The 15,716-nt window shown below is 65.6% G+C and carries 15 protein-coding genes and 1 tRNA gene; 8 read left to right on the top strand and 8 right to left on the bottom strand.

From position 1 onward, the window contains the following. Positions 1–53: 53 nt before the first annotated feature. The 4 genes from Q0030_RS08115 to Q0030_RS08100 form a co-directional block, all read right to left on the bottom strand. Complete coding sequence (locus Q0030_RS08115; protein ID WP_298365196.1) at positions 54–815, bottom strand: crotonase/enoyl-CoA hydratase family protein; 762 nt, start codon at positions 813–815, stop codon at positions 54–56. A 228-nt stretch (positions 816–1,043) separates the two neighbouring features. Beyond that, a complete protein-coding gene (locus tag Q0030_RS08110; RefSeq protein ID WP_298365194.1) occupies positions 1,044–1,772 on the bottom strand; it encodes an alpha/beta hydrolase in 729 nt (242 codons plus the stop codon). A 117-nt stretch (positions 1,773–1,889) separates the two neighbouring features. Further along, on the bottom strand, positions 1,890–2,453 hold the full coding sequence (locus Q0030_RS08105) for a DinB family protein (protein WP_298365192.1): 564 nt from the start codon (positions 2,451–2,453) through the stop codon (positions 1,890–1,892). A 25-nt stretch (positions 2,454–2,478) separates the two neighbouring features. Further along, a complete protein-coding gene (locus Q0030_RS08100) occupies positions 2,479–3,369 on the bottom strand; it encodes a LysR substrate-binding domain-containing protein (RefSeq protein WP_298365190.1) in 891 nt (296 codons plus the stop codon). Positions 3,370–3,603: 234 nt separating this feature from the next. Here Q0030_RS08100 and Q0030_RS08095 point away from each other — a divergent pair, with 234 nt between their 5' ends. Genes Q0030_RS08095 through Q0030_RS08080 form a run of 4 tightly spaced genes read left to right on the top strand, consistent with a single transcriptional unit; the run spans position 3,604 to position 6,178 of the window. Continuing rightward, entirely contained in the window at positions 3,604–4,299 is a 696-nt protein-coding gene (locus Q0030_RS08095; RefSeq protein ID WP_298365188.1) for an alpha/beta hydrolase, read from the top strand. Positions 4,300–4,328: 29 nt separating this feature from the next. Continuing rightward, entirely contained in the window at positions 4,329–5,015 is a 687-nt protein-coding gene (locus tag Q0030_RS08090) for a hypothetical protein (RefSeq protein ID WP_298365185.1), read from the top strand. A gap of 27 nt (positions 5,016–5,042) precedes the next feature. Further along, positions 5,043–5,444, top strand: coding sequence for a nuclear transport factor 2 family protein (locus Q0030_RS08085; RefSeq protein ID WP_298365183.1), 402 nt, complete (start codon positions 5,043–5,045; stop codon positions 5,442–5,444). A 41-nt stretch (positions 5,445–5,485) separates the two neighbouring features. Continuing rightward, positions 5,486–6,178, top strand: a complete 693-nt coding sequence (locus tag Q0030_RS08080; protein WP_298365181.1) for a VOC family protein — start codon at positions 5,486–5,488, stop codon at positions 6,176–6,178. Positions 6,179–6,270: 92 nt separating this feature from the next. Here Q0030_RS08080 and Q0030_RS08075 read toward each other — a convergent pair whose 3' ends face one another. Continuing rightward, complete coding sequence (locus tag Q0030_RS08075; protein ID WP_298365179.1) at positions 6,271–6,504, bottom strand: hypothetical protein; 234 nt, start codon at positions 6,502–6,504, stop codon at positions 6,271–6,273. A gap of 496 nt (positions 6,505–7,000) precedes the next feature. On the opposite strand from Q0030_RS08075, the gene rpsU reads away from it, so the two are divergent. Further along, positions 7,001–7,297, top strand: a complete 297-nt coding sequence (rpsU, locus tag Q0030_RS08070; RefSeq protein ID WP_298365177.1) for a 30S ribosomal protein S21 — start codon at positions 7,001–7,003, stop codon at positions 7,295–7,297. A gap of 134 nt (positions 7,298–7,431) precedes the next feature. Next, entirely contained in the window at positions 7,432–7,587 is a 156-nt protein-coding gene (locus Q0030_RS08065; protein WP_298365175.1) for a hypothetical protein, read from the top strand. Between the two features lie 466 nt (positions 7,588–8,053). Here Q0030_RS08065 and Q0030_RS08060 read toward each other — a convergent pair whose 3' ends face one another. Then, complete coding sequence (locus Q0030_RS08060) at positions 8,054–9,832, bottom strand: acyl-CoA dehydrogenase (protein WP_298365174.1); 1,779 nt, start codon at positions 9,830–9,832, stop codon at positions 8,054–8,056. Between the two features lie 220 nt (positions 9,833–10,052). Between Q0030_RS08060 and Q0030_RS08055 the strand changes: the two genes are divergently transcribed. Next, positions 10,053–10,127 (top strand) — tRNA-Gln (locus Q0030_RS08055). An 18-nt stretch (positions 10,128–10,145) separates the two neighbouring features. Here Q0030_RS08055 and Q0030_RS08050 read toward each other — a convergent pair. Then, positions 10,146–10,457, bottom strand: a complete 312-nt coding sequence (locus Q0030_RS08050) for a hypothetical protein (protein ID WP_298365173.1) — start codon at positions 10,455–10,457, stop codon at positions 10,146–10,148. Positions 10,458–10,540: 83 nt separating this feature from the next. Continuing rightward, positions 10,541–11,023, bottom strand: coding sequence for a hypothetical protein (locus tag Q0030_RS08045; RefSeq protein WP_298365172.1), 483 nt, complete (start codon positions 11,021–11,023; stop codon positions 10,541–10,543). Positions 11,024–11,691: 668 nt separating this feature from the next. Between Q0030_RS08045 and Q0030_RS08040 the strand changes: the two genes are divergently transcribed. Further along, positions 11,692–15,690, top strand: a complete 3,999-nt coding sequence (locus Q0030_RS08040; RefSeq protein ID WP_298365171.1) for an AAA family ATPase — start codon at positions 11,692–11,694, stop codon at positions 15,688–15,690. The last annotated feature ends 26 nt before the right edge of the window (positions 15,691–15,716 follow it).

Genomic DNA, 15,716 nt, shown 5'->3' with positions numbered 1-15,716 from the left:
CATGGAACACACGATCATGGCGCGACGCCACTACAATTTTGCGACGCTTCGTTTCAAGCCTTCGTGCGCGCCATGAAGGCCTTGAAGGCGCTGACCGCCTCCCTGGAGCGCATCCGCTCGCTGAACAGGTGGTTCTCCTGCTCGATGCGACGGGTGACGTCCTCGGGCGGCAGCCGGATCAGGCGGCGCGAGATCGCCACCGCCTCGGCCGGCAGTGCGCAGATCTCGCGCGCCACCTTGTGCGCCTCGACCTCGGCATGCCCGGGTGCCACCACGGTGTTGACGAAGCCGGCGATGCGGGCGTCGTCGGCCGACATGGTGCGGCCCATCACCAGCATCGCAAAGGCGCGCTGATGGCCCATCGTCCGCGGCATCAGCAGGCTGGAGGCGCCTTCCGGCACCAGGCCGAAATTGGAGAACGGCGTCGAGAACAGCGCGGTCTTGCTCGCCAGCACATAGTCGCAGTGAAACAGCATCGTGGTGCCGATGCCCATCGCGACGCCGTCGACGGCGGCAATGATCGGCTTCACATTGTGGGCCAGTGAATACAGGAACTTGACCAGGTCGGAGGCGGGCGGCGCCTCGCCGGTCGAGGTGCCCTGCGCGAGCAGGTCCTCGATGTCGTTGCCCGCGGTGAACACGCCGGAGCCGCCGGTGATGATCAGGCAGCGGATCTTCGGATTGTTCTGCGCCTTGTCGATCGCATCGCTGATCGCGCGAAACATCTCCTCGGTGATCGCGTTCTTCTTCTCGGGCCTGCGTAGCCGGATCACGCGTGTGGCGGCTTCGTCGGTGACTATGACATGCGCGGTCATCAAGCAGTCCCAGAGTAAGCGTCCGAGTGTCGGCCGGCAGCGTCGCCGGCGGAGATCGTGACCGCTATCCTACATGATCCCGCGTGACCCCCAAGCGATCCGCTCTGCTTTTCCCGTGGGCGACCATGAGAGCGGCGCAATGCAGTTAACCGGAATTTCGCGATGTTCGGGTCGGGGCCGCGCGAGCTGAACCGGCGCCGTCGCACGCAACCCTGCACGGTGCTCCGCTCAGCCGCGCCTGACGAACGAGCCGATGCCGCGGCCGATCGTGTCGCCGTGCTGAAGCAGCGCGCCAAGATGATCGCCGGGGACCGACATCGCATCAAGGCCGTTCTCCGCGGCAAAGCGCTGCATCGGCATGTGCGGTGCGTCGTCCCGTCCGTTCCAGAGCAGCACCGGCACGCGTGAGGAAAGCACGGCGTCCTTGGCGCCGTCGATCTGGCCGAGCGCATCGAAGCAGGCGCGTACGCCGCCCTCGAGGTCGGACGTCACCCGTCCCGTAAGCTGAGGTGCGGTGCGGCGCGCAAACGTCATGAAGGCGGCATATGTCAGCGGGCCGGCGTTGCCGCGCGGCAGCCCGGTGAGAAAGTCCCAGCCGCCGATTGCCAGCGACGCCAGCCGCGCCGGGAAGAACCGGGCGACGCCGACCGCCACCCAGCCGCCCATCGAATGTCCAACCACATGGGCGCGCTCGTGGCCGAGATCGTCAATCACCGCGACGACATCGCCGGCACGTTGTTCCTGATCGTAGAATTCGGGATCGGCGGGTTTGTCGCTCAGGCCATGTCCGAGCGAGTCGACACAGGCGACACGGAACCGATCGGCGAGCGCGTCGACCACGCCGCATTGCTTCCAGCTCGCGGCGTCGAGCAGCAGGCCGTGCTGCAGCACGATCAGCGGCCCGGATCCCTCAACGGTGTAATGGATGCGCTGGCCCCGATGATTGGCGAATGGCATGTCTGGAGTTCCCCACGTTTCACCGACAGGTGAGCGTGGAGGCACCGGGATTCAAGACCTTGTTCCGGATCGGGAACCGATGCGCGCCGCCGCCCGATCGCGCGCGGAACCTGGCGTTCAGCCGCCCCACACGGTGGCTTCGCTCCAGCCGAGGTCCTTGAACTCGGCTTCCCGCAGCGGCGCCTCGCCGGCGGCGAAGAATTCGTCGAGCTGCGGCGGCTTGGCGGTGGTTTCGGAGAGGATCGCATGGGCTTGGCCGCGATGATGGATTTGGTGCTGAAACAGATGCATCAGAAGGCGGTCGCGCCGCTCGGTCTGCACCGAGCTGTCGCGATTGACCTTCACCACATCATCGAGTCGTTCAGGCGTCAGCGCATCGCAGTGAACGATCAGGCGCTGGTCGATCGCACGTTGCGCAGCCTGCAGCGCCGCGACCGCCGGGTAGGGTACCTCGTTCGCCCACGCCTTCGGCCCGAGCCAGCCGCCTTCGAGCGCATCGACATAGAAGAGATCGATGACATGGATGTGGTTCAGCGTCGCCTGCAGGCTCGGGAAGAATCCGGTCCGCGCGGCGGCGAACTCCGCCTGGCCGAGACCGGCGCATGCCGTGAGCAGGCGATGATTGGCCCAGGCGTTGTTGTAAGCAAATGCGCGAAAGGTCTGAACGAGGCCTGCGGGCATATTGGTCCTCACTGGATTGAAGAGATCAGGCCGGCGCCGCGGCCAACCGGCCGACCCGCGACAGCAACAGCTTCAGGATCGGGGATTTGTTGGCCTTGTGATAGGCGAGCACGAGATCCAGCGTCGGCGCCTCTCCCTGCACTGGCCGGGTGGTGATGCTGTCGGGCAGATAGCGGGCCGTGTAGGCCGGCAGCAGCATCACGCCATGCGTCGAGGTGATCATCGATATTGCATGCACGACATTATGCACCTCGTGCTCCGGCCTCGGATCGATGCCGGCGCGGTTGAAATAGTCCAGCACGACACGGCGCACTGCCGGCGCGGATTTGGACGGCAGATAGAAGGTCTCGCCCGCGACGTCTTCCGGCGCGACGGCGGTCTGCGCCGCCAGCCGATGGTTGCTCGGAAACACGAACACCAGCGGGTCGGTACGCACGCGCCTGTACGCCAGATCCTCCATGCTCTCGTCGGCCCGCATAAAGGCGGCGTCGAGCTTGCGCCGCATCAGTGCCTTGGCGAGCAAGGGCGAGTAGTCGCTCGACAGGCGGATGTCGATGCCGGGAAATTCGTCGCGCAACACGCGGGTCACCTCGGGCAGCAGATCGATCTCGGCACCCGACAGGAAGCCGAGCGAGAAGGCAGGTTTCGGCGGCTGGGCTGCGCGCAGCGCCGCTTCCTTGGCGGCCTCGGCCTGCAACAACGCCATGCGGGCATGGTCGAGAAACGCCTTGCCGGCGGCGGTCAGCTCGATGCCCTGTGCACCGCGATTCAAGAGTTGCACGCCGACCTCCTCCTCGAGATCGCGGATCTGCCGGCTGAGCGAAGGCTGCGAGGTGTGGAGTTTCTGCTCGGCCGCGACCGTCAGGCTGCCGGCATCGGCCACAGCAACGAAATAGCGCAGATGCCGAAGCTCCATCGCAGTCTCCCGATCACGGCCTGCCCATCGCGTTGCCATCTCGCGCAGGCATGTCTCGCAGGCATGGGGCCAGCTTACAAAGTCTTTTTCAAGCCGGCCAGCGCCCTCTATAGCGAAGCGTATTCCGATCACGGGATCTGCCTCGCAGGCAGAGCCCATCTCGTCTGGTCTGTCCGGCTCGGCGCAGCGACGGGCCGCGACGACTGCGTGACCACAACACGACAGCGAGCAACCATGTCCAAGCAAAACAAACCGAGCATTGTGTTCGCTCACGGGCTCTGGGCCGACGGATCGTGCTTCGGCAAGCTGATCCCGTCGCTTCAGGCCGAGGGACACGAGGTGATCGCAGCGCAATACGGCCTCGACGCGCTTGCGACCGACGTTGCGGCCGTGACGGCCGCGCTGGGGCGGGTCAGCGGTCCTGCGATCCTGGTCGGTCATTCCTATGGCGGCACCGTCATCACCGCTGCCGGCGCCGATCCGCGTGTCGCGGGTCTCGTCTACATCGCAGCACTCGCGCCCGACGCCGACGAGACGTCGCAGAGCCTGCAAGCGAAGTTTCCGGTCACCGACGTGTTCTCGCATATCGAGGTCGCCGACGGGCGCATCTGGCTGAAGCCGAGCGGCACCGTCTGTTTTGCTGGCGACCTTTCAGAACAGGAGCAGGCGCTGGTTTGGGCAACGCAAGGCGTCCCGGTGCCCGACCTGTTCGAGCAGAAGGTCGCGGGCACCGCGTGGCGCGCGAAGCCGAGCTGGTACGTCGTGGCGAGGCAGGACCGCACCGTGCATCCCGAACTGCAGCACTTCGTCGCAAAGCGCATGGGCGCCACCGTCGCTGAGGCCGACAGCAGTCACGTGCCGATGCTGTCGCAGCCCGGCCTCGTGCTCGATGTCATCCGCAAGGCCGCCGCCGCCGTTCAACGGCGCTGAGCGCCTCGGCTAGGTCAGGGATCACGCAGATGTCGAAGGGGATTGCCGTGGCGTTCTTGGCACTGGTGCTGACCGGTGCCGGCAGCGTGCTGACCGGGTTCGGCAGCGCCGCCGCGCAATCTCCCGGCAATCAACCAAGGACAAGCGCCATGGATACGGACGTCGCAGCGATCAAGCAGGCACTCGCCGGCAATTGGGAAAGCATCGCGCCCGAGATCCGGCCGAGCAAGAATCCGGACGGCTCGATCAAGCCGTTCTATCTCAAGCGCGCTTTTACCTATCAGTCATCTGACCGGTTTGAGCTCGTGGTGATCAACTCGGCCGATCCATACGGCAAGGTGCCGCTGGCGCGGATCAGGATCGTCGGGCACATGCAGTGGCAGGGCGCGCACCCGATCGCACCGGGGGCGCAGAAGGTCGATTTCGTCGCCGACGAGGCCTACGAGGTCACGCCGCTGGCGCAGGGCTTTGTCGATGTTCTCAACAAAGTCGCGGCCGCCGGCTACGCGCCGTGGGCGGTCGATGCGCCGCAGAGCATCTTCGGCAAGTCGTTCCTGCCGTTCGGCCTCAAGGAAGGGACGAACTTCATGGAATACGACCTGGTCTATCTCAGGGGCGACCTGCTGTTCTGGGGCGCCCGCAATGTCGACGGACGCGGCTTCGACACCGAGCAGAACCGGCCGACCAATCTGCAGATCCCGCTGGTCCGCAAGTAACCCGGATATCTTCAAGGGAACGAAGCCATGAACGCGTCGAACCAAGATCGCCGCGTCCAGTTCGTGCTGGACGCGTTCGATACCCTGTTCAACAAGCGCGATTACGCCGCCGCCGAGCGGCTCTGGTCGCCGCGCTACATCCAGCACAGCGCGCACATTGCGCCCGGCCGGGACGGGCTGTTCGATCTCGTCAAGGGCTTGCCCGCGACGCTGCGCTATGAGAACCATGTCGGCGCGGCGAGCGGCGATTTCGTCATTCTGCACGGCCGGTTCAGCGGTCATGGTCTGCCGACGGCATGGGTCGTCGCCGACATCGTGCGCATGGAGGGTGACGTGCTCGCCGAGCACTGGGACGTCATCCAGGATGAGGCGACGCGCGAGCAGTCGCACAGCGGCTTGCCGATGTTTGGCGATCGCTTTCCCGGCTGAGCCGGTCCAGCGAGCGCGCACGGCGGCTGGGGAGACCGGACATGCAACTCGCGAAGAACGTGATCGACGTCGGCCTTTCCACCAACAATCTGGAGCCGATGCTGCGGTTCTGGCAGCAGGACGCCGGCGTTCGCTTCGACCACGTGTTGCCGATCCGGCGCGGGCAGAAGCAATACCGGCACGACGCACGTGGTTCGGTCATCAAGCTCAACCATCACGTCGAGCCGCTGCCGGATGCGGCGCCGAGCGGCTATCGCGAACTGATCGTTGTACGAGACGGCGTTGGAGCGCCGCGGCGCATGGCCGATCCCGACGGCAACAGCGTTTGCCTGGTGGCGCCCGGACATGACGGCATCACCCAAATTGCGGTTTCCTTGGCCGTGCGCGACCTCGCCGCGCATCGCAAATTCTATGGCGACATTCTCGGCTTCGCCGAGCAGTCCTGGTCGGGCGGTCCGGCGTTTCGCCTCGGCGACAGCCTGATCCTGCTCAGGGAAGATCGTGCCGCGACCGTCGATCCGGTTCGAGGCGCGCGCGGCTGGCGCTACATCACGCTGCAAGTCGCCGATATCGACGCCGCGCATGCCGACCTGCGTGCCAAGGGCGTGCGCGAGGGCCTCGCGCCGGTCACGCTCGGCGAAGTCGCACGGATTTCCATGATCCTCGATCCGGACGGCAACTGGATCGAACTGTCTCGCCGCGCATCGATCGTCGGCAGCCTGTCCGATCACTAGAGCGCTTTCGAGCGGAGTGGACACCGGTTCGCGTGAAGACCGACGGGCCTTCGCCGGCGAAATTATTGACGTTCGGTTGCGCGCCGACGCAGCTAGCGCCGTGTCATCCCCCGGTTGAGGCTGATCTGAAACACCGGCCCTTCGTCGGTGCGGACCTCGAACGCCAGCAGACGGTGCTTGTCCAACGGCGGGTTGTCCTTCGCCATGCTGAGCAATGACTGCATCGCTTCGTGGGCGGCGGTCTCCTCGTCGCGCAGTTCGATGCCCTGCCTGTCGGCATAGAGTTCCTCGCCGTTGCGGATGTCGAAATAATAGCGGGTTGCCAATTGCGGCTCCCTCTTTGCGGTGGGAGCTGCCCAGGCTCTCGAGTGCCGGTGCGCTGAAATCACCCGGCAGCGCCGCACTCTGCGTCAGGAGGTCCGAATTTGCTACTCAACAATGATATCGGTTCAAGGAACCGCTCAGGCGCTCGCTCGGGCCCGCTATCGTCTTCCGGCAACGATCTCGAACGCTTGAAGCGCGGGAGATAAATCCCGGAACTGGCAATTGCACCTTGCGTAGCTGAGATAAGTGTATACTTGTATTGTATCGACTGGCCTTGAGCCTTGTAGATCGGTCCCAGAGGACCCTTTTCCAAAGACATCGTCGGATGAAAGGGCAGGCGCAGTGCTATCAGCATTGCAGCTGAAGCTTTCGTCACCTTGTTGATCGGCTGCCGTTTCACGGATGTACTGGAATGGCAGTGCGGCCCGCTCTGTCACCGATAGAGCGGGCATTCGTATTTGTGCGCTTGACGTGTCTTTTACCGCGAGAGGTGATCCGTTGCAGGTTCTTGTCAGGGACAACAATATCGACCAGGCACTGCGCGTTCTAAAGAAGAAGATGCAGCGCGAAGGCGTCTTCAGAGAGATGAAGCGCCGCCGCTCGTTCGAAAAGCCTTCGGAAAGAAAGATTCGGGAGAAGGCCGAGGCCGCGCGACGAGCCCGCAAGCTTGCCCGCAAGCAGGCGATACGGGACGGATTGATTGCGGCTCCGCCGAGGAAGCCCAAGGTGCTGGCGCCGAAATTCCCGGCATCAAGTCAGTCGCCACCGCGAACCAGCGGCCCACGAGAGAGTTAGTCCTCCGTACCGCAATCCTGCTGGAGGGAGCGTGCAAGATGAAGCAGCGACCTTATCGAGGCGATGGATGTCTCCAGGAACGCATCTCTGACGAACTCTGTCGTCGGCGAGCCGAAGACCGGGATGTTCGATCGATGGACGAAAAGCGACGGCAGCGTGCGCAGAACTTGGCCGGTACGGCCATCAACGCGATGGCAGATCATTCGGCCAGCCGGATCGATCAGTCTGCCCGCAAGCATGATCTGCTGGACGGTCCCAGAGAATTTCGCTCATTTCGCCGGGATCGTTGACAAGACGGTCGCGGCAGGTCGGGCGGCTTTCTCAGATTGCCGTGACTGCGAAAGCGGCGCGACGGGAGGCCTCGTCATTGCTGACAGGATGCCGAGATGGGGCGGACGCCGATTGCGCGACTGACGGGTGCATGGCGCGACAAACTCGGCGTCGTCCCGGCGAAGGCCGGGACCCATAACCACCGAAGGTGATTGTTGCGCGACGCTGGGGCCACAGCTTTCCTCACCAACCCAATCCTGTAGTTATGGGTCCCGGCCTTCGTCGGGACGACGGTTGAGGATGTAGGCGGCGCCACACATTCACTGTCGTCCTGGCGAAAGCCAGGACCCATTACCCCAAATGCGCATTGTTGCGTGACGCCGGGGCCACGATCTCGTTCACGATCAAATGCGGTGGTTATGGGTCCTGGCTTTCGCCAGGACGACAACGATGGGTTCCGCCTGTGCCCGGGCGAGATTGCGAAACCTACCCCGCCAGCACCGCATCCGCGCCGGTCACAGCCTCGGCGCTCTCCGTCACGGTCTTCTCCAGCGACGGCCCCTGCACCGAGATGTTCTCGGCGAAGAAGCGCGCCAGTGCGACGTAGCGCTGCGGCTCGGCTTCGCCGTTCGCTTTCGCAGCCAGCGCCTCGCCGGCAAGCATGCAGCCGCCGAGCGTGGCGCCGAACAGCCGCAAATAGGGTGTCGCGCCGGCCAGCGCCTCCTTCGGCGCAGAGGCCAGCCGCTCGAGCAGCCATTTGCTGGTGCGCTCGAGCGCGGCATGGGCGTCGCGCAGCTTGGCGCCGGTGGTGCCGAACGCCGGATCGTTGGAGGTCTCGACCTGCTTGATGGTGGCGGCGAGCTCGTCGAGCAGCGCCCACACCGAGGCGCCGCCATTGGCGCCGAGCTTGCGGGTGACGAGGTCGATCGACTGGATGCCGTTGGTGCCTTCATAGATCGAGGTGATGCGGGCATCGCGGTAGTGCTGCGCGGCGCCGGTCTCCTCGATGAAGCCCATGCCGCCATGGACCTGAACGCCGAGATAGGCGACCTCGTTGCCGATGTCGGTGGAGAACGCCTTGGCGATCGGGGTCAGCAGCGCGCCACGTGCTGCCGCGTCGGCACGGACCTTGGCGTCCTTGGCGCGCACCGAGACGTCGAGCGCAACCGCGGTAGCGTAGCAGATCGTGCGCGCCGCCGCCGTCATGCTGCGCATCTGCATCAGCATGCGCTTGACGTCGGGATGCACGATGATCGGATCCATCCCGTCGCCCTTGTGGCCGATCGCTTTTCCTTGGCGGCGCTCCTGCGCATAGGCCAGCGCCTGTTGATAGGCGCGGTCGGCAATGCCGACGCCTTCGAGGCCGACGCCCAGCCGGGCCTGGTTCATCATCGTGAACATGCAGCGCATGCCCGCGTTTTCCTCGCCGATCAGAAAGCCGATCGCGCCGCCCTTGTCGCCCATGGTCATGGTGCAGGTCGGCGAGGCGTGCATGCCGAGCTTGTGCTCGACGCCGCTCGCATGGATGTCGTTGCGCTCGCCGAGCGAGCCGTCGGCATTGACCATGAATTTTGGAACCAGGAACAGCGAGATCCCCTTGGTGCCGGCGGGCGCATCGGGCAATCGTGCGAGCACGAAATGCACGATGTTGTCGGTCATGTCGTGCTCGCCATAGGTGATGAAGATCTTGGTGCCCTTGATGCGGTAGGTGCCGTCGCCTGCGCGTTCGGCGCGGGTGCGCAGGGCGCCGACGTCGGAGCCGGCGTTGGGCTCGGTGAGTTGCATCGTGCCGGTCCATTCGCCGGTGACGAGCTTCTCGAGATAGGTCTGCTTCAGCTCAGCGCTGCCATGGGCATCGAGCGCCTCGATCGCCGACAGCGTCAGCAAGGGGCAGAGGCCGAAGGCGACGTTCGATGCGCTCCAGATCTCGGTGCAGGCGGCGTTGATCGCGAGCGGCAGGCCCTGGCCGCCGAACGCTTCCGGCCCCGACACCGCGTTCCATCCCGCGGCGGTCCAGCGCTGATAGGCGTCGGGCCAGCCCGGCGCGGTCGTCACCTTGCCGTTGTCGAGCTTGATGCCGTGCTCGTCGCCGACCTTGTTCAGCGGCGCCAGCACATCGGAGGCGAACTTGCCGGCTTCCTCCAGCACCGCAGCGGTGATGTCGCCGTCAAAATCGCCGTAATGGCCGGCCGCCACCGCAGCGGCGAGCCCCGCACCATGATTGAGGGACAGCAGGATATCGTTGATCGGCGCACGGTAGGTCATGGCGTTACTCCCGAGGAGGCGTTTGGAAATTGTCTTCCCATGAAACCCGCAGCCTCTCAACTGTCCGAGCGGACATCGCCCGGTCTGTTTCGGCCATCGCAGCGTCGCCCTATAATGAGGGTGCCGGCATCAACCTGCGGCTTTCGTGCCTTTTCGAACGCCGCCCTGTTGAAAAGGCCGGACTCACCCTATAGACCGGCGTGGCCTTCGATCGGCGCGTTGGGGCGTAGCCAAGCGGTAAGGCAGCGGATTTTGATTCCGCCATTCGGAGGTTCGATCCCTCCCGCCCCAGCCATCCTAACGTATTGATTCGTCAGGCGATTTTTGATGGTTCTTGTTCTGCGTTCTGAACGTCGTCCGCGGTCGCATTCTGAACGTCTGTTGCTGTTTGGTTCGCAAGCAAGGGCGCATGCCGCTTCCGAGTCGCAGACAACATGCGGGCTTCGGTCCGCTTGGCATAGCCGGGATAGCTTTCCTTGGTGCGGTGCGCGGATAGGGCGCGGCCCTGTCCCTCGGTTAGTTCCGCCTCCTCGAGTTCGGTCATCCCGCCGTGCCGGCAGGCGTCCAGGGTGAACTCCTTGGGCAGGCCGATATCCTTTCTCATCCGCTGGACGATCTTTTGCATGCCTGAGAACGAGTAGGGTCTAGAGACGGACTTTCGACCCTCGTCCGGGGCATGACGGCGCCGAGGTACAATCTCCCGCAGGATCATCGGACACCACGGCGCGTCAGCTTCGCCAGCACCGCCTCAGCCTCCTCATAGAATTTGACGACCTCACCGGTAGCCAAGCGCTCTTCCAGGGGATGGTCGATCACGGCACCGGTCTTGTGGTGTTCAATCCGAATGGTCGGCTTGGGCCCGGTTCGGTACCCGCCCCACTTGATATGGCCGGCAATCACGTTTTCCGGACGCTGAAGCCACTCGAAACAGATGACCGCCGCTGCGGCACATTCAGGCTCGCCGCGCTCTACGCAGCCGTGTGCGAACCTATAGACCTGCTCGCGCGTCACTGCGTGCTTCACCAATTTGACCCGGGTCGCCATGGTGACACCCAGCCAGGGATTAGGAATGTCCTGCGGAAACTCGACAGGGTGCAGGCGGTGAACGACGCGCCTGCCTTTCGGCAGAGCACGATCAGCTTTTCGGCGGTCCGGAGCCGGTTGCCCTTCCCGCCCTTGACGAACGTTCATCTTCGTTCTGGACGCGCACAGGAATCTCGACTAGCGGGACGAGGGCTTCGAGTTGCCCGCGATAGCGCCGGACGATGCGTTCATAGAAATCGGCGATGCGCCGCGCCGTCACGGATGCGACAAGGGCATATTTTATGCTCTCGCGACTGGCGGATTCGCGTAAGCTGTGTACGCCTACATCGAAAAGAAAGCTGTCAGAGTAAGTCCGCCTCAGTTGGTAGCCTCTTTCATTTCATGGCGTCGTTTTTCCGCCGCGGAAGCCCATCCGTTCCGGCTGGCTCATCTCTGTAGATCATTTTGAAAATGCTGGCGGCGGTGTCGAGCCATAGTTTTGGCTTGTCTTCGGGCCTTAGGTCTCCCTCCTTGGCAACTCTTTCAGAAGGCCCTGCACAAACGGATGCTGGCCGGGCGGCTCGTTTCCGTCGTTGCCGCGACCGCGGCGCTTCCTCTCTCCGATCCCGGGAGGCTCGTCGCGTCGCACAATTCCGGGCTTAACAAAGCGGCCGGTGGCTGAATCAACGAAGCCCGCATACTGTGCCGACTTCATAAACGTCTGCCTCGCGCGGTCCTTTTGTTTAGGCGAGACGCCCAGTTCCTGGGCGGCGGACGTCGAAACGCGCAGCCAGAAACTCGACTTGGCGACCCGTTTTCGTGCAATGATAGTTCCCATGGTTGCCGGAGAAGGACACGGGGGGGTACCGGTCACGTCCGAGCCGACGCGGGCAGAGCTGCCGCACGGCCTCGACGCGCACATGCCACGATGGCTGTTGCAGGCGGCGTCCGGCGAAGCCGAGCCGTTACGGCCATGGATCAGACCGCTGCGCGGCACGGTGCTGTTCGCCGATATCTCGGGCTTCAGCCGGCTGACGCGAAGCTATCAGGACAAAGGCGATGAAGGGGTCGAGGAGCTCTCGCTGATCATCAGCGAGTATCTCGGCCGTCTCAGCGACTGCGTGTTCGCATGGGGCGGCGATATCGAGAACATCTATGGCGACGCGATCCTGGCATTCTGGCCAGAGACCTTGACTGACCCGGCGGCGGCTACGCGCCTGACGCTCGGCTGCTCAGCCGACATCGTCGGCCGGCACGACAATCACATTGTGCCGGGTGGCGTCACGTTGCGCGTTCGCGCCGCGGTGGTAGCGGGCGATCTCTGCGCCGTACAGGCCGGCGGTGGGGACGGGGAGTGGATTTTCATGCTGAGCGGCGATTGTCTCGGCGAGATTCCGCCGCTGCTTCGGCTCGCCCAGCCAGGGCAAGTAGGCATTGCCGGTGCGATCCGCGCCGCGCTGCCGCTCGTCCCGGAGATCGCCACACCGCGGCTGCTGAGCGGCCTGATCGACGCGTCGCCAACGCAGGTCGAACGTCCGGCCGCGCCGCTCGCGGCAGAGGCAGCACTGCTGCACGCTTTCCTGCCCGGAGCGATGCGCCGTCGTGGGTTACTGCGTTCGGAATGGCTCGCGGAATTCCGCTGGCTGGCAATGCTTTGCGTCGGTATGCCCGGACTGCGCTGCACCGCCGCCGAGGATCTCGCGGCCACTCAACAGGCCGTGCAGTCGATCCAGGATCAGGTAGCCCGGTTCGAGGGCGCGCTGATCCGCGTCTCGGCCAGCGACAAGGGACCGATGGCGATGATCGCTTTTGGCCTGCCCGACCAGGCCCACGACGACGACGCCGTGCGCGCGGTGCGCGCCGCACAGGAAATTCAGCTGGCGCTTGCTCGGCATGGGTCGGATGCGCGGTGCACGGTGACGTTCGGCCTGGCCTATTGCGGCGTGGTCGGGAACCGGGACCGGCACGTCTATACGACGATGGGCGATGCGGTGAACCGTGCCGCGAAGCTGCTCGACCGGCGCGATCTGCCGGCACTGCTCTGCGACGCGGCGATCGTGCGGATGACAAGCCAGCGCATCGTTTTCGAGCAGGTCGACGGGAGCCTACCGGACGGCGGGGCACTGTTCCGCCCGATTGAATACCGGCACGCGGCAGCGCCGGTGGCCGGAGCGTTGATTGATCGGGTGGGCGAACGGGCCTGGCTGCGACAGCGGCTTAGCCAGCTCGGTACTCCGATTCAGCGCCCGGTGGTGCATATCGACGGCCCGCCGGGCATTGGCAAATCGGCTTTGGTCGGGGCGCTCGCCGCGATGACGGAGGGCCAGTTCCCTTGCCTGCGTGGTGCCGCCGACCCGCTGGCCGGCATTGCTGAGCCTTTCGCGGCCTGGGGTCCGGTGTTCGCCGCCGCCTTCGCCGCCGAGGTCATCGGCCCGGAGCTATGCGAAGCGCAACTGCGCACCGCCCTGGGGCGGCAGGGGCTGCCGCAAGACCATGCGGCGCTGGCCGGCGCCGTACTGCCGGCGATGCGCGCTCCGGCGCGTGCAGCGCCCTACCTCCCGCCCGAGGATATGGCGCGGGTCACTTGCGAGACGCTCGCGGCCCTGCTGCGCGACCGGATCGGCAGTGGCGTGCTAATCGTCATCGAGGACGTGCACCGGATGGACTCCGCCTCCTGGCTGCTGGCGGGCCATGTCGCGCGGCTGATGCCCGGCGTACTGCTGGTGCTGGTGTCGCGATCGGACACGGCGGGCCCGTTGTCGGGCATGCGGGCGTTGGCGGCGAGCATCGCGGTCGAGCGGCTGGCGCTTGCGCCGCTCGACCGCGATTCGGTGGCCGACGTCATAGCCGATGTGCTCGGCTGCCGCGAGATCGCGCCGGAGTTGCTCGGGCTCATCCAGGAGCGCGCCGCCGGCAATCCGCTGTTCGCGCGCCAGCTCGCGCTCGCGCTGCGCGACCAGGGTGCACTGAGCCTGCGCGATGGGGTCTGTCGACTCACCGCGCAGTCGGCCGACGCCGCCTCGCTGCAAATACCGGAATCGATCCAGCGCACCATGGTCGCGCGCGTCGATCGCCTGCCGGCCGAACTGCAATTAACCCTCAAGGCGGCAAGCGTCATCGGCACTACCTTCTCGTACCGCGCGCTGACCGCGGCGCTCGGTACCGCGGATCTGGACGAGTGCCTGACGCGGCTCGTCGAGATCGGCATGATCGGCGTGCTGCGTCCCGGCGCCGATCCGCTCTACGGCTTCGACCACGCGTTGACGCAGGAGGCCGTGTATCAGCTCCTGCCGTTCGAGCAGCGGCGCCGGCTGCATACGGCCGTCGCCGAATTGTTCGAGGCCGAGCCCGAGGGCAATCGTCCGGCGCCTACGCTGCTCGGCCTGCACTGGAGCCGGGCGAACCGGCCCAACCGCGCGCTGCCCTATTGGGAGACCGCCGGCACCACCGCGCTCGCGGGCGGCGCCTACCGCGAAGCCGTGATGGCGCTTGGCGAGGCGCTCGGTGCGATCGCGGCCATCGAGGCGGCACCGGGCGCAGAGGCGATCGATGCCGATCGTGCCGGGGAGTTGCACCGCTTGCGCGGGGAGGCGCTCATGTTTGCCGGCGAGGTGCCGCAGAGCATCCATCACCTGACCATCGCCCTCGCGAAATTCGGCTTCCGGTGGTCGGACAGCTTGCTCGGCAGCCTCGGCACGTTTGCTCGCCACGCGCTAATGCAGACTATGGTGGAATGGCGCCGGCCGGCGAATGCAAGGGACGTCTTGTCGCGGCTTGTGGCGCAGGACGTCACTGCCGACCGTGTGCGCCAATCGGCGCTCGCATTGGAAACGCTGGGTCAGGGGTTCGGCCACCAATCGAAGTTGGCGGCGATGGCGACAGCGACGCTGGCGGCGGTCAACCTGTCGCAGCGCGCGGGCGACGGCGCGATCTATTCGCGCTCAGCCGGGCTGCTCTCCCTCGTGTTCCTGCTGTCCGGCATGCCGGGCCTCGCCGAACGCTATCTCGCCCGCGCGCGGCGCACGAGCCCGGACCTCGACAAGCCACACGACCGGCTGATGACGACCGAATACATCGCGCTGTTTCTGCTCACCGCCGGGCGGCTCGCGGAGGTCGAGGCGGAATTGCGCGGCATGCTGACGCTGGCTGCGGCGTCGCACAACCGCCGCCGCAAACTCGACGCCACGTCGCTGCTGATCCTGACGCTCACGGAAACCGGCGCCTACGCCGATGGCGCGGAGCTCGCCGCCCTGTTCGAGGTGGAGGCGGATCAGGCGGGTGATCCGCAATTGCGCTGCTGGGCGCGGCTTGAAGCGGCCGGGCTGGCGCTTTGCGGCGACGACATCGCCACGGCGGAGCGCCGGCTGTTCGACGCCAGCGATCTTCTCGGCAGTGTCGGACGGAACGAGCGGATCTGGACGCTGGGGCTGCTCGCGCTGGTGCATCTACGTCGTGGCCGGACCGACGAGGCGTTGGCGCACGCCCGCCAGGTGATGGGCGCGCTAGCCGATTGGCGGTCGCTCGGTTTTTATGTGCAAGCCGGCGTGTTCGGCGCCGCCGAGGTGTTCCTAGAGCGTCTCGCCACGGGCGGCCGGCTGGGCTTTGCGCAGCACCTGGAAATCCGGCGGATGATGCGCCGGGTCAAGTGTTTCGGCATGCGCCAGCCCTTGACGCGCCCCCGAGCGCTGCTCCTGCTTGCGCGCTACGCCGAGCTGCGCGGCCGCGATGCTCGGGCGATGGCACTGACGGAGCAGGCCGCGGCGGAGGCGGCGCGCTTGCAACTGCCGGCCGCGGGCTTGGCGGCGCGGGCCGCGCTGGAGCGGCTGAAAGCATGATCGGACGGGGAGACACCGCTGTCCAC

The sequence above is a fragment of the uncultured Bradyrhizobium sp. genome (genome assembly GCF_947648125.1).
Lineage (GTDB): Bacteria > Pseudomonadota > Alphaproteobacteria > Rhizobiales > Xanthobacteraceae > Bradyrhizobium.
Note: the sequence above shows the minus strand (reverse complement) of the source record. Positions and strands in the feature narration are given on the sequence as shown.

Excerpts from the sequence above, each read along its gene's own strand:
- Q0030_RS08105 (WP_298365192.1), bottom strand. The coding sequence starts at position 2,453 with ATGCCCGCAGGCCTCGTTCAGACCTTTCGCGCATTTGCTTACAACAAC.
- Q0030_RS08080 (WP_298365181.1), top strand. The coding sequence starts at position 5,486 with ATGCAACTCGCGAAGAACGTGATCGACGTCGGCCTTTCCACCAACAAT.
- Q0030_RS08065 (WP_298365175.1), top strand. The coding sequence starts at position 7,432 with ATGGACGAAAAGCGACGGCAGCGTGCGCAGAACTTGGCCGGTACGGCC.
- Q0030_RS08085 (WP_298365183.1), top strand. The coding sequence starts at position 5,043 with ATGAACGCGTCGAACCAAGATCGCCGCGTCCAGTTCGTGCTGGACGCG.
- Q0030_RS08110 (WP_298365194.1), bottom strand. The coding sequence starts at position 1,772 with ATGCCATTCGCCAATCATCGGGGCCAGCGCATCCATTACACCGTTGAG.
- Q0030_RS08095 (WP_298365188.1), top strand. The coding sequence starts at position 3,604 with ATGTCCAAGCAAAACAAACCGAGCATTGTGTTCGCTCACGGGCTCTGG.
- Q0030_RS08115 (WP_298365196.1), bottom strand. The coding sequence starts at position 815 with ATGACCGCGCATGTCATAGTCACCGACGAAGCCGCCACACGCGTGATC.
- Q0030_RS08090 (WP_298365185.1), top strand. The coding sequence starts at position 4,329 with ATGTCGAAGGGGATTGCCGTGGCGTTCTTGGCACTGGTGCTGACCGGT.
- Q0030_RS08040 (WP_298365171.1), top strand. The coding sequence starts at position 11,692 with ATGGTTGCCGGAGAAGGACACGGGGGGGTACCGGTCACGTCCGAGCCG.
- Q0030_RS08100 (WP_298365190.1), bottom strand. The coding sequence starts at position 3,369 with ATGGAGCTTCGGCATCTGCGCTATTTCGTTGCTGTGGCCGATGCCGGC.
- Q0030_RS08050 (WP_298365173.1), bottom strand. The coding sequence starts at position 10,457 with ATGCAAAAGATCGTCCAGCGGATGAGAAAGGATATCGGCCTGCCCAAG.
- Q0030_RS08060 (WP_298365174.1), bottom strand. The coding sequence starts at position 9,832 with ATGACCTACCGTGCGCCGATCAACGATATCCTGCTGTCCCTCAATCAT.
- Q0030_RS08045 (WP_298365172.1), bottom strand. The coding sequence starts at position 11,023 with ATGAACGTTCGTCAAGGGCGGGAAGGGCAACCGGCTCCGGACCGCCGA.